Genomic DNA, 12,170 nt, shown 5'->3' with positions numbered 1-12,170 from the left:
CCTATTTAATCCAATAAATTCATTTGTTCCGGATATAAAGCTTTAAGCGGAGCCCACAATTGTCATTAGCCAAGCGAAAAAAGGAAGTAATCCGCAAATGGATTACTTCCTTTTTGTGCATTTTCAAATAAAAAAAGTCTATCCGATTATCAATTATGTGATAGAATAATAAAAGTTTAACAAAACATTCTGAAATTAAATCACCGCCCCGCCTCTGGATATTCCAATCGCAAACGAGGAGATGATCATCATGTTGAGAAAGACATCCCAGATCCTACTAGCCATGGTCGTCTTCCTGCTGATCCCTGAATGGAATACCCTTCAGCCCCCAACGCAAGCGGCAGAAAATCAGGAAACTGTCGTTCTCCAACCTGCCGCCTTGGCAGCGAAAGAAGCGGCTCCCGTCAGCCAAGCGTTCACCAAGGGCCTGCCGAAGGGTTACTCGATGCATGATTTTCTTGTTTACGTCCTGGCGGATGTCGAAGCTTTTTGGTCTCCGCTCATGGTGAAGGATGGCTACGCAAAACCGGACGCCGGGTATTCATTCCCGGCTGCTGGAAAGCCCGTTCTTACCGAATGCATTCTTGACACACCGGATGAGCCGGCGCTGGCCTTCTATTGCAGCACGGATGACCGGATTGTCATGACCCTGCAAATGGCCACGCAGCTAAAGGAAGGAACCTATAAAACCAATGCGGAGCCGCCAAGTAAATACAAGCCCGGCGATTTCTCCGTGGCGTTTGTCCTGGCACACGAATACGCCCATAATCTGCAGACCGAACGCGGCTGGCTGCCGGAAAACGGCGACGAAGCGCCGAAAGCGACTTCCCGGAGCCTTGAGCTGAACGCCGATTGCATGACGGGCGTATGGGTCCATTCGGTAAACGCGCGCCGCCTTCTGGACGCTACAGATATCCAGGAAGTGAAGCGGACACTGGCGGATATCGGCCAAGACCCGTCGGTGACAGATCCGACGCACGGGACGCCGAAAGAGCGTACAAAGGCTTTCCTGCTTGGCTATGACTCCGGAAAGGCTGCGAGCTGCGAACCGTATTTGACCACGCGTTATTAAACGGATTATCAAAAGCAAAATCTAAAATTTGCAGCACGCAATCTGCAATCCCTATGCCAATAAAATCTGCATAGCTGTCATATAAACAAAACAGCCGCTCCCAGAAATGTAGATTCCCGGGAGCGGCTTTCTTTCGCCAATTTATATCTATTCTCCGCTTTCCATAACGACACCAGCAACCAATTGAATCTCGACCGGTGCACCGCCTGGCAACGACGCCACGCCCACAGCTGTCCGTGGTCCGATTCCCGCATCGCCCAATTGTTCGTATAAGTATTCGGAAGCAAAATCGGCGAGCGCAGAATGTGCTTCAAATGTGTCGTCTGCGTTCAGATACACGGTGAGCGAAACGATTTGTTCAAACCGCTCCCCTTCCGCAAGCAAATTCCGCGCTGCAGCGAGCGCATTGGCAGCCGCTTGCCTGACTGCCGCTTTATACGCCTCAACGGGCTGGTCGGTGCCGACTTTCCCCTTTTGGATCAGAACGCCCTTATCTCTGGGCGTCATCCCGGCGGTATAGATCAGGTTGTTAAACCGGGTGGCCGGAACATACTTCCCCTGGGGAATCGGGTGGTTGGTTTCTTCTATCTTGTCCATTTCGATACAGCTCCTCTACATTAATGCCCTATTCTGGTGCAACCACTGCCGTTTGGTAATCCCTTAAAAAATGGAAGCTATTTTAATTCCTTTTCAACAAACTCAATATTCCCTTCATGCCGCGCTATCAAATGTTCCGGAATCGGCTGTCCCCGGTAAAGCGCATCCTTCCTGCCAGCCAGCAACCCTTGAAGATATTCCAAATCCTCCTCAATTCGCCGGAGAATCTCCGCCTGCGAATCAACAATCGCACGGCCATGCCCCGGAACCAGCGTATGGATGCCATGTTCGATGATCTTCTCTTTTATCTTCTCCAAACTCTCTATGTATTTTACGCAGGAATAAAAGACGAACGGGAATTCCAGATCCGATAACACGTCGCCTGCTACCACCAGCTTGCGCTCCAGGAAAAACGTCGCCATCATGTCATCCGTGTGGCCCGGTATTGGCAAGAAAAGGAGCGTATCATCCGAAAATGATTGGGTCGTCTCCTCCATGATTTCCTGATCAATCCTCAGCTCCCCGAGCGCTTTGTCCCGTGCGACATACCACTGCAGATCAAATGCCCGCACCTTCGCCATCGGATCATGCCGTTCCTTGATCTTTTGATGGCCAATTGTATGCCCATACGAAAACTCCGAGAACCCGGCAATGTGATCCCAGTCCGCGTGGGTGTAAATCACATTCAACGGCTTGTCCGGAAGCGCCGCTTTGATTTGCGCCAATTCATGCGGATAGAAGGTCGGATCAAACAGAAAGCACGCCTCCTCCCCTTCGATCAGCGTCGCGTTCGTCTGCCATAAACAGCTCTGAAAAATTTTCATGCAAATCCCCTCTCAATTGCAAGTATCGTATTCCATCCCCTAGATGCACTGTCTTCAATTTGTTTATGCAATTCCATTTCATCCAGTATGCGCCTGAAGAAGAAAACCGGCAATCCCAGAAATAAAATAAAGGGATACCTCCGGAGAGGGCGAATCTATACACTATCAGTTTCACGGGGGATGCAACTGCCGCCGCTTCGGACACAGAAAACTACCGGTACTTTGCCATGGGTGCACTCTATTTGAAAGGAATGAAGAACATGGATGAAAAAGTGTTTACACCATTCAAATCGTCTCCGCTTCTTCCGATTTTCGAAAAGTTTTCAAAAGTACGCGACGTTTCACTCGTCTACGGCGACCCGATCGAGATGCAAGGCCGGACCATCATCCCGGTAGCCAAGGTCAAATACAGCGTCGGTGCAGGGGCCGGCTTCGGCTTTGAGCGGGAAGGCGATGAAGGGTCACCCGGCTCAGAGGAACTGGAAGGCGGCCAAGGCGAGGGAGCTGGCGGTGCGTTCCAGATCAAGCCCGTCGGCATCTTTGATGTGACTTCCGACAAAGCCGTCTACCGGCCGATCGTCCCGATTGAACTCATCCTCTTGTTGCCGCTCATGACAGTCGGACTCGCCTTTATGATGACATCCAACCAGGACAAGCCCGGCCGCATGGAACACATGAAAAAAGGCCAAATGCGCATGGGCGGCCGTTGCAAAACCAAAGGGCAAGGGATGAAGATGAAAGGCCAAGGCATGGGCATGAAAGGCCAAGGCACGGGCATGAAAGGCCAAGGCATGCACATGGAAGGCATGGGACACAGCGATTAAGCGAAGTTAGCCGATTAAGAAAATGGCAAAGCCGTCTGGAATGCTTCATTCCAGACGGCTTTTATCGGTCCACAAGCTGCTTAGATTCTTTTAAATCCTTTCAGCAAGAGAGACACCCATGTCATACAAAGAATTTCCCTCTGCTACACTGTGTGCGAATTCTCTTCAATTTCCGCCCGGTACGCCGGGAAAAATGCTTGATCTCCCCGCTTCCCTGTCGCTTCACATAACGCCCCATACACATCCGCGTTCCAGATTTTCTTGCCGACAAAAAATTCACCTTCCGCTTGTCTGCCGAACTTCTTCTTGAACAAATACAATGTATCATCCGGCAGGTTGGTCCGTCCGCCTCCATGATGGACCAATTCAAAACCGTTCGCTTTCCCCCACACAGCCAAGCCATATTGCAGGATCAACGCAGGAAATAAATGATGGAATTCTTTCAACGTTCCCGTCAGATGGGCATGAAGAATCTTGCCGCTGGTGAAATTCAAACTCATGCCAATCACTTGTCCTTCGTACCATACTTCCACCAGGACAAGGTTCTCTTTGAACAGCTCCAAGCACTTGGAAAAATACGCATCGTCGAAATAGTAGTATCGGCTTGCTTCATTGCGCTGCATCGTGGAATAGTAAAGGGTCTTGAACAGCGCCAGGCTCTCAGGTTTTTCGATAATCCGGTATTCCATACCGGCCTTCAGCGCATGCCGGATATCTCGTCTGCACGAGCTGGAGTATTCCTGCTGGATCGGATCTTCATGGGCTGCCAAATTCGTTATGATCGTATGCCGGTAAAAAGTCACCTCATAGCAAGCCGTAAAATCCTGCGCATTTTCAACGAGCGGATGAAAACGGACAAATTCGCTGACCACTTTGTTCTCCTTGCAATACGACTGAAAGGCCTGCTCGAACTCTGCCACCAACTCACTCTTGCGCCCTGCTTCCACATAGAGAATCAAAGGTCCGCCGTATCCATAAGGTGTCACAAGGTCGTAAAAGGGGCCGCCCTGCAGCGGATATGGAATTTCCCGTTTGATGAACAGATGCCTAATCCGTCCAGCATGGTGTGAAAAATCGAAAACCACCGTTTCCCCGCCTTCCATCGCTTCATACAATTTCCCGTAGTTCTCTTCGAAATATAAATCCTTCATATGGCCCCGTCTCCTCTGAAAAGTGACTTGATACACACCGATTTCTTCTGCCGCCTTTCTTGATTCTTCCAATCTGCGACCGTACCACAAGCTTCTCTTGTCCTATTTAATTTTCTGAGCCGAAATAAATAGGAAAACTTTCCCTTTAATTTTCAATCTATAGAAACAAGGTTAAAATGAAGTTAATTTTTTCTCTACCTGAAATAAATAAAGTGGGCACCAACAGGAGACCCTAACTTTATGCCGGTAACTTTTTGAACATTGGATTACATGCGCCAACAAAGAAAAAGCCCTCTAACCGGTTTCCCGGTCAAGGGCTGCATGTTCTACCAACTGGATCTGTCGTCTTACAAACCCTCAATCAATCCTTAGGACTTTTCCCTTTGTCCTGAGCATCTTGTTTCTCGGGTTTATCTGCTTTTGGCTCTGCTTTCTTTTCAGGCTGAGCTGCTTTCGGTTCTGCTTGCTTCACCGGCGGAGCGGCCTTTGGTTCTGCTTTCTTCACCGGCGGAGCGGCTTTCGGTTCCGCTTTCTTCACTGGTGCTGCCACTTTCGGTTCCGCTTTTTTCACCGGAGGAGCCGCTTTAGGCTCTGCCTTCTTCACTGGTGCAGCTGCTTTTGGCTCTGCCTTTTTCACTGGTGCAGCCGCTTTTGGTTCTGCTTTCTTCACTGGCGGAGTTGCTTTCCGCTCTGCCTGTTTCGTTGTCTCATTTTTTACAATGGGTTGTGCTGGTTTTTCAGCGGACACATTTTTCTTTGTAGCTGCGCCCATTACCGAGAAGCTTTCGCCTTCTTCTGTTTCTACTACCTCCGGCTCGGCCGGATCTGCAGCTTCTTCCTCAGGGCCTTCTGTGATGACATCTCCTGTTTCTGTTTCAGTTTCAGTTGTTTCTTCCTCTGTCACTTCTTCTTCCTCTGGAGCTTCTTCTCCGACAGATTCTTCAAGCTTCGCCAATTTCTTATCGATTTTACGTTCCAAGCGTTCCTGGGCCTTCACCACATTTTTCGCCAGTGCTTCTTTGGCCTTCGGATTCTCTACTTTCTCCAGTGCAGCTTGCAATGCTAGAAGGTTGGAACTGAATTTTGCTTCCAATGCCGCACGGTCTTCGTCGACCGGTGCCTCCTCGGATTCCTCAGCAGCTTCGCCTTCTTCTGCCTCCGGATCTGCCGGCTCATCACCAGCCTCATCTTCTGCACTTTCTTCATCAGCAGCTATTTCTTCCGGTGCTGCCTCTTCATACGCCTTTAACGCTTCCTCTTGCTGGGCAATCGCCCGTTCCAGCGTTTCAACCGCGAGCTCCACTTCGCCTTGGGCAAACAAAGCCTCGGCTTCTTGAATCCGCTCTTCCACGAATGAAGCAAAGAGTTCAGCTTCCTTCACATCATCGAACGTCAACGCAAGCTGCACATTCTCTTGCAGCTTTTTAATGAAATAGAACCAGTCCCCCGGCAATTGGGCAGGTTCGTCCGTTTCAACTTCTTCAGGCGTTTCAACCCCTTCAGTCTCTACTGCTTCCTGCTCTTCTGCCTCGTGCCCGTCTGCGAAAACGAGGGTCGAGCCCAAACCGAACGCAGTTGCCGTCGACACCAACCCCACTGCGAAATATCGCTGCATCTTCTTTTTACCCTTAACCAAAAATAAAACCTCCCAAATCAAATTTGTATTTGAATCAGAAGAATTTAGAAATCAACCGGGAAAGTTTTCATTCACCATTCTTCAGCAGCCCAGCCGCCGTGGCACAAGGCTTTAGGCCTGAGACTTTGCGTCACTTTCTTTCGAAAGCTTTGCCTTTATTGAAATGAAGAATGGCGTTTACGTTGCCCTTGCTTTCGGCATGTAGAAAAACCTTTCTTTCACTAATTCCATTTTACTCCGAGCAGAAGAAAGTAGAATAGGTTTTAAGACATTTTTTATTTCCTTTTATTTCATTTTATGTTTTTGGGGAATTGTTTGCGTGCCAGGCACGCAAACAATTCCCCATGATAGAAGCAGCTCGCCTATAGTTTAAGATTCCCAACGTCAGAAAGGGCGCCTTCGAGCCGCAGGAATTCTTTAACCGCCCGCATATAGGAATCCGTCGCGCTCGGATGTTCATATTCACCAATCAATCCGGATTCGAATAAACTAGTTTTAAGCTGCATCAGTTTTTCTTCATCATCTTTAGAAAGGGGTTGATCCGTATACTGCAGCTTTTCAATGATCGGCAAATAGTTCCGTTCAAGGATGAGATGTGCGCCCCAAAGATACTTAAAGTCGGTTTCCTCAATCGAAACGTCCATCTCGGGATGCGACATATCAGAAGCGGCTGCGAAGGCATCTGATAGCGCCTCCAGTTTAAGCCTAATATATGTAGGGTCAGCTGAAATCTGCGCCGGACTCACCCCCATCATAAAACCGGCATTACGGGTAGTTTGTTCAAGGTTAGAAGCCAATTTTCCTTCATATATATTCTCTGCCTTCTGCCACTTATAGAGAAACCACCCGCTAGCCATTAATGAAATGACTAAAAACCAGATTAACAGTTTATTCTTCATCTACTCTCACCTCTTTTATTCCATATTATAGCAAATAATAAAGAGCGCCCCAACGGACGCTCTTCACTCCACTTATTTCACCAGCTCCGCAACTACTCCTTCACTTCCATCTTCTTTAACCTCTTTCGAAAAACTCATCGCTTGGTAACGCTTTTGCAGTTCTTCGTCCGGCTCCTCGAAGATGATCGCTAAAGGGCGTAATGCGATGTGTTGATCGATTTCAGCAAGTTCATTCAGTATTCCAGACTCATTGGTTTCGAAGTACTCCTTCACTGCTCTTAACTCCTCAGCACTAACTAAATCTTCAATCGCTTGCGTATTTAAATCCATCCTATCCCTCTTTCCACAATAAATTGTCTGCATAGCCATGATGCATCCTCTTCTTTTCTTATTCCCTAACCCACTGGAAACATGCTCATAAAATGCCTTTTAAATCGAGCCTTAAACGGGCAGAGACACTGCCATGTTTACTCCCTTCCATCAGCAGCTCTATCCTGCGAAGAAAACCGATCCCCTCCTCGCTCTCATCCGAAAACGATGAATCTCTTAAGTCCCTGACACAAAACAAGCCTTGAACTCTCCTACTCGAGTGTTCAAGGCTTTCATACTTTTTATTCAGCTGGGATCGTGTTAGTACTCGTAACCCTCTCTCGCTGCTTTTCTTGCTTTTTTCCTTCTCTTCTCTTTCTGGTCTTTCTTGTAATACTCTTCCGATGTGAAAAACTCGGTCGTCAGTGCTTTCACTTTCCCGCTTAGCAGCAGGATGGCGATGACGTTCGGAATGAGGATGGCCGCGAGCATGATATCGAGGAAGCCCCAAATCACTTCTGCTGCACCGACCGCGCCGAAAATGACGGCCAGGATATAAACCACCTGCATGCCGTAGGAAGCTTTCGTACCGAACAGGAACTCCGCCTGCTTCGCGCCGTAGAACACAACGACCAGGATCGTTGAAAGGACAAAGAATATCAAGGCGATAGTGACAAGAATCGCGCCAAATTCACCGAAATACGATTCAAATGCCAAGCTCGTCAATGCAGATGAATTGTCCATGGCCCCTTCGCCCGTCCAGACACCGGATGACAACACCACAAATGCCGTTGCGGTACAGACGATCAGCGTATCGACGACCACGCCAATGACGGCCCAGAACCCTTGTCTTACAGGATGGTCGGTCATGGCAGCTGCGTGCGCAATCGGCGCTGTGCCAAGCCCTGCCTCATTCGAATAAAGGCCGCGGGCAAAGCCCCAACGGATGACTTCGACAATCGCTGCACCGGCAAACCCGCCCATGACAGGTGCCGGAGAAAAGGCGTTGCTGAAAATCAGCTTAAAGAATTCCGGCACTGCGCTGACGTTCATCACGAGAATCACAACTGCACCGCCGACATAGAACAACGCCATAAACGGAACAAATATCTCCGTCACTTTCCCAATCCGCTGAATGCCGCCGAAGACGACGACCGATATCAGTACGGCAGTTGCAATGCCCGTCCATAGGGCAGGAATCGCGAATGTCGTTTCCACCGTACGGGCAATCGAATTCCCCTGCACCATGATGCTCGGGATCAATTCGATCATCAAGGCGAAGGAAAACCAGACGCCAAGCCACTTCATGTTCAAGCCTTTCGTCATGTAATACATCGGCCCGCCGACAAACTCCCCGTTGGCATTTTTCTCGCGGTACTCGACCGCAAGTACGCTTTCAGCGAATTTGAGCGCCATGCCGATTAGCGCAATGACCCACATCCAGAAAACCGCGCCCGGCCCCCCGAACATGATCGCAGCCGGCACCCCGACAATATTCGCTGCGCCGATCGTGGAAGAAAGCGCGGACGTCAGCGCCTGAAACGGCGTGACCGTCCCTTCGCCTTTCGGTTTCTTGAACACACTGCCAAACGTCTGTCCGACGATATAGCCAAAATAACGGAATTGAAAAAATCCAAGTTTAAATGTCATGTAGAGACCTGATAACAGCAACATCGTGATGAGAGGGATGCCCCATAACCACGCTGAAAAATCAGCGACTCCCTGTAAAAAACGATCCAATTTCTTTCCCCCTATAATATTTCAGTATATGAAATGTTTCCCTTGGGAAAGATGTTTTAAACTTGAATCGGGAAATTCATTAATAAAATATGAATCAAGGGCAAGAGAGCATTGGAACAGAATATAAAGAAAGGCATTTCCTAAACCCCTGAAAGGAGCCGGAAATGCCTTTTGTTCAAATCATATGCTATATCACTATCACTTGAAGATTACTTAATCATCAAATCAGCAAGTTGAATAACGTCGGGTCATTATTGATTTCCTTATACGGAAATCCGTTTTCATTCATCCGTTTTAAAAGGGGCGCATAGTCTTCCCGGCACTTCAGTTCAATCCCCACGATAACGGGGCCTGCTTCGCGGTTGGTCCGTTTGGTGTATTCAAAATGCGTAATGTCGTCCTGCTCCCCCAACACCTGGTCCATAAATTTGCGCAACGCACCCGCACGCTGGGGAAAGGTGACGATGAAGTAATGCTTCAGCCCTTCGTAAATCAGCGATTTTTCTTTGATTTCCTGCATCCGCTCGATGTCATTGTTGCCGCCGCTAATGACACAGACCACGTTTTTCCCTTTGATTTCTTCCTGATAGAAATCCAGCGCGGCCACCGACAACGCCCCCGCCGGTTCCGCGACAATCGCATTTTCGTTATACAACTGCAGAATGGTCGTGCAGACTTTCCCTTCCGGCACAAGAGCGATATCATCCAACACGCCGCTGCAGATCGCCACCGGCAATTCACCGACCTGCTTGACCGCTGCGCCGTCGACAAAAGTATCAATCGAATCAAGCCGGGTCACTTTGCCATGGTCCAGCGACGCCTTCATACTGGCAGCTCCCGCCGGCTCGACGCCGATCAGTCTCGTAGATGGGCTGATTCCTTTTAAATACGTTCCGATGCCTGACGCCAATCCGCCACCCCCGATGGCACAAAACACATAATCCGCAGGCTCCTGCATGTCGTTCAGGATCTCCACGGCCACGGTGCCTTGGCCGGCAACAACCAGTTTATTGTCAAACGGATGGACAAACACCTTTTCTTCGGCTGTGCAGTATTCCATAGCCGCTGTATAGGAATCATCGAACGTGTCACCTGTGAGGACCACCGATACATATTCGCCGCCAAAGCGCTTTACTTGGGAAACTTTTTGGCTAGGAGTGGTCAACGGCATGAAAATCTTCCCTTCGATTCCCAGCGCAAAGCAGGAATACGCAACACCTTGGGCATGGTTGCCGGCGCTGGCGCAAACGATTCCTTTCTTTCGTTCCTCGAGCGTCAGGCTGCGGATGAAGTTATAAGCCCCACGCAGTTTAAACGAGCGCACCACTTGCAAATCTTCCCGTTTCAAATAGACGTTGCAGCCGTATCTGGCAGAAAGAAGGTCGTTCCGCTGCAGCGGCGTTTTAATGACGACATCTTTCAGCGCCTGATTTGCCACCATAATTTCTTCTACAGATACTTTCGACAACGTTGCGTTTCTTTCCAATTCTTCGATGTTGCTTCTAGCCATAGATGTCACCTTCTTAATTTAGTATTTCCTTACTCTAACATAATATATTGCATATTTGAAAAGAATATTTCGACAATATCATTGCTGCTCTTGAAAAAGCCAAAGAAGCCTTTCCTCAATCAGTTGGTGTCTGCTGGAAAGGCTTCTTATGACGGGATATGCGGGAGCTAAGCAACGGCTATCAGAGGCCATTCTTGGAATTCATTATTTATACAATAAATTATCCTTAATATTTCACTTGCAAAGGATTCACCCTGTGTATGCTGCCATTTTGTCTGCTAAAACTATATTTTACTAGTAGCTCTGTTCTATGCAGTCAATGGCCACATTCTTCTCAATTAGAGGCTTAAATCTCCGCACAAATGGCTTTTTCATTACGCAATGCTCAATTTTGTACTTTTGCATTTCATAACTCTGTACTTTTATTTTGCACTACACATCGATGCTGGCGTATTGCTTCATGACAAACCACTACCACTTATTGATCAAAGCGGAGCGGGATCCGCTGCACAAGATCATGAGCCTCGTCAACCGACACTATAGCGCCTCTTACGCGAAACGGTACCTGCATATCTGGCGCATCTACCAGAAGCGCTATTTCGCGAAGGAAGTCGATTCCCGGCTCGGACTTTTGACTGTCAGCTCGTATATTCACCGCAACCCGATTCAGACGAAAGTGCCGATGGTGAAACGGCTGGAAGCCTATCCATACAGTTCGTTCCCGCTGTATTGGGATGACGGGCAAGCCGCTCCCGCTTTTTTGGACAGAGAAACGCTGCGTGAGCTTTTACCTGAGCCGTTCGAGAAGAACAACATGGCGTATTGTATGTACTGCCTGACGAATGCGCAGAACGCAGAAGAAGATCCGCATGTGGAAGATATGGAACCGCCGGTGATGTAGCGCCGGCGGTTTTCTTTGGTGAAAAGTTGGTCGAAGAATCTCTCTTCCAACTGTTCCCATTTCGCCCTTGTGTACAGCTCATTTATGACTATTTATTCTCCCTCATAAAAAAGCTTGAGGAACCTTACCATTATCGGTTTTGCTAAGTTCCTCATGCAAGATTGGTGTACATGTTGAATTTTGTTTATCACAGGGGCGCATTACTACGTTTTTCACATGGTTCCAGCAGTTCCCATTTGGTCCCTGTGTACGGCGCAATTATGGATATTCCCCCACTTCCATAACTATGCAGAAGCCATCCTCGAAATCAGTTAATTTCACTGAAGGTGGCTTTTTTTGCTATGCAATTGTAGTGAATACACGAAATCTTTCCGTACACAGGGTCGCGATTTTATTAATCCACCATATGGCCCCGCCTCCTTTGAAAAGTGACTTTCCTACAATTAAATTATGTATCACTGCACATCTTCTTAGCTCTCTCGCTCTTATGCCCTCTGAGGTTCTGCGAGAAGCTGCTTCTGCCGTTTTACTTCGCGCATCTTGTTTTCCTTAGAAATAAAAACAGGAAACTCTTCCCTTTAAGACGACAGTATAGAAGCAAGGTTAAAAGGAAGTTAATTTTTTCGGCTTAGTATCAATACATAAAGCGAATATTTGAGGAGGAAATTCCTACATGGTAGCAACTTCGAACAACCGGACTTCATGGT

At 48.3% G+C, this 12,170-nt stretch carries 11 protein-coding genes and 1 riboswitch; of the genes, 3 read left to right on the top strand and 8 right to left on the bottom strand.

All coding sequences use genetic code 11. The features are described from left to right. Nucleotides 1–250: 250 nt before the first annotated feature. Entirely contained in the window at nucleotides 251–1,072 is an 822-nt protein-coding gene (locus ACFSDB_RS03560; RefSeq protein WP_204890958.1) for a neutral zinc metallopeptidase, read from the top strand. Nucleotides 1,073–1,219: 147 nt separating this feature from the next. Here the strand turns inward: ACFSDB_RS03560 and ACFSDB_RS03555 are convergent, their stop codons facing one another. Next, nucleotides 1,220–1,669: a RidA family protein gene (locus ACFSDB_RS03555; RefSeq protein WP_204890959.1), complete on the bottom strand. Its 450-nt coding sequence runs from the start codon at nucleotides 1,667–1,669 to the stop codon at nucleotides 1,220–1,222. Nucleotides 1,670–1,746: 77 nt separating this feature from the next. Further along, on the bottom strand, nucleotides 1,747–2,493 hold the full coding sequence (locus tag ACFSDB_RS03550; RefSeq protein ID WP_204890960.1) for an MBL fold metallo-hydrolase: 747 nt from the start codon (nucleotides 2,491–2,493) through the stop codon (nucleotides 1,747–1,749). Between the two features lie 260 nt (nucleotides 2,494–2,753). Here ACFSDB_RS03550 and ACFSDB_RS03545 point away from each other — a divergent pair, with 260 nt between their 5' ends. Continuing rightward, nucleotides 2,754–3,317 carry a spore germination protein GerW family protein gene (locus ACFSDB_RS03545; protein WP_204890961.1) on the top strand — a complete coding sequence of 188 codons (564 nt, stop codon included), beginning with the start codon at nucleotides 2,754–2,756 and terminating at the stop codon, nucleotides 3,315–3,317. Between the two features lie 143 nt (nucleotides 3,318–3,460). Here ACFSDB_RS03545 and ACFSDB_RS03540 read toward each other — a convergent pair whose 3' ends face one another. The 6 genes from ACFSDB_RS03540 to ilvA all read right to left on the bottom strand — a co-directional run bounded on the left by ACFSDB_RS03540 (nucleotide 3,461) and on the right by ilvA (nucleotide 10,562). Beyond that, on the bottom strand, nucleotides 3,461–4,468 hold the full coding sequence (locus ACFSDB_RS03540; protein ID WP_204890962.1) for a GNAT family N-acetyltransferase: 1,008 nt from the start codon (nucleotides 4,466–4,468) through the stop codon (nucleotides 3,461–3,463). 361 nt (nucleotides 4,469–4,829) lie between these two features. Then, the gene (locus ACFSDB_RS03535; RefSeq protein ID WP_204890963.1) at nucleotides 4,830–6,104 is read right to left on the bottom strand and encodes a DUF5667 domain-containing protein; all 1,275 of its coding nucleotides are present in this window, start codon (nucleotides 6,102–6,104) and stop codon (nucleotides 4,830–4,832) included. Nucleotides 6,105–6,184: 80 nt separating this feature from the next. Next, a riboswitch (cyclic di-GMP riboswitch) is annotated at nucleotides 6,185–6,268 on the bottom strand. A gap of 198 nt (nucleotides 6,269–6,466) precedes the next feature. Next, the gene (locus tag ACFSDB_RS03530) at nucleotides 6,467–7,003 is read right to left on the bottom strand and encodes a hypothetical protein (RefSeq protein ID WP_204890964.1); all 537 of its coding nucleotides are present in this window, start codon (nucleotides 7,001–7,003) and stop codon (nucleotides 6,467–6,469) included. A gap of 72 nt (nucleotides 7,004–7,075) precedes the next feature. Then, the gene (locus tag ACFSDB_RS03525; protein WP_204890965.1) at nucleotides 7,076–7,372 is read right to left on the bottom strand and encodes a hypothetical protein; all 297 of its coding nucleotides are present in this window, start codon (nucleotides 7,370–7,372) and stop codon (nucleotides 7,076–7,078) included. Nucleotides 7,373–7,633: 261 nt separating this feature from the next. Next, nucleotides 7,634–9,052, bottom strand: a complete 1,419-nt coding sequence (locus tag ACFSDB_RS03520) for an alanine/glycine:cation symporter family protein (protein WP_204890966.1) — start codon at nucleotides 9,050–9,052, stop codon at nucleotides 7,634–7,636. A 220-nt stretch (nucleotides 9,053–9,272) separates the two neighbouring features. Further along, nucleotides 9,273–10,562, bottom strand: coding sequence for a threonine ammonia-lyase IlvA (gene ilvA, locus ACFSDB_RS03515; RefSeq protein ID WP_204890967.1), 1,290 nt, complete (start codon nucleotides 10,560–10,562; stop codon nucleotides 9,273–9,275). A 460-nt stretch (nucleotides 10,563–11,022) separates the two neighbouring features. On the opposite strand from ilvA, the gene ACFSDB_RS03510 reads away from it, so the two are divergent. Then, nucleotides 11,023–11,463 carry a transposase gene (locus ACFSDB_RS03510; protein ID WP_377339143.1) on the top strand — a complete coding sequence of 147 codons (441 nt, stop codon included), beginning with the start codon at nucleotides 11,023–11,025 and terminating at the stop codon, nucleotides 11,461–11,463. The last annotated feature ends 707 nt before the right edge of the window (nucleotides 11,464–12,170 follow it).

Source organism: Planococcus chinensis (assembly GCF_042681545.1).
Taxonomy (GTDB): domain Bacteria; phylum Bacillota; class Bacilli; order Bacillales_A; family Planococcaceae; genus Planococcus; species Planococcus chinensis.
This window is presented reverse-complemented; position numbering and strand designations above follow the sequence as displayed.

What these genes read in the sequence shown, in the direction of transcription:
- ACFSDB_RS03560 (WP_204890958.1), top strand. Translation starts at nt 251, where the DNA reads ATGTTGAGAAAGACATCCCAGATCCTACTAGCCATGGTCGTCTTCCTG.
- ilvA (WP_204890967.1), bottom strand. Translation starts at nt 10,562, where the DNA reads ATGGCTAGAAGCAACATCGAAGAATTGGAAAGAAACGCAACGTTGTCG.
- ACFSDB_RS03525 (WP_204890965.1), bottom strand. Translation starts at nt 7,372, where the DNA reads ATGGCTATGCAGACAATTTATTGTGGAAAGAGGGATAGGATGGATTTA.
- ACFSDB_RS03550 (WP_204890960.1), bottom strand. Translation starts at nt 2,493, where the DNA reads ATGAAAATTTTTCAGAGCTGTTTATGGCAGACGAACGCGACGCTGATC.
- ACFSDB_RS03545 (WP_204890961.1), top strand. Translation starts at nt 2,754, where the DNA reads ATGGATGAAAAAGTGTTTACACCATTCAAATCGTCTCCGCTTCTTCCG.
- ACFSDB_RS03510 (WP_377339143.1), top strand. Translation starts at nt 11,023, where the DNA reads ATGACAAACCACTACCACTTATTGATCAAAGCGGAGCGGGATCCGCTG.
- ACFSDB_RS03555 (WP_204890959.1), bottom strand. Translation starts at nt 1,669, where the DNA reads ATGGACAAGATAGAAGAAACCAACCACCCGATTCCCCAGGGGAAGTAT.
- ACFSDB_RS03530 (WP_204890964.1), bottom strand. Translation starts at nt 7,003, where the DNA reads ATGAAGAATAAACTGTTAATCTGGTTTTTAGTCATTTCATTAATGGCT.
- ACFSDB_RS03540 (WP_204890962.1), bottom strand. Translation starts at nt 4,468, where the DNA reads ATGAAGGATTTATATTTCGAAGAGAACTACGGGAAATTGTATGAAGCG.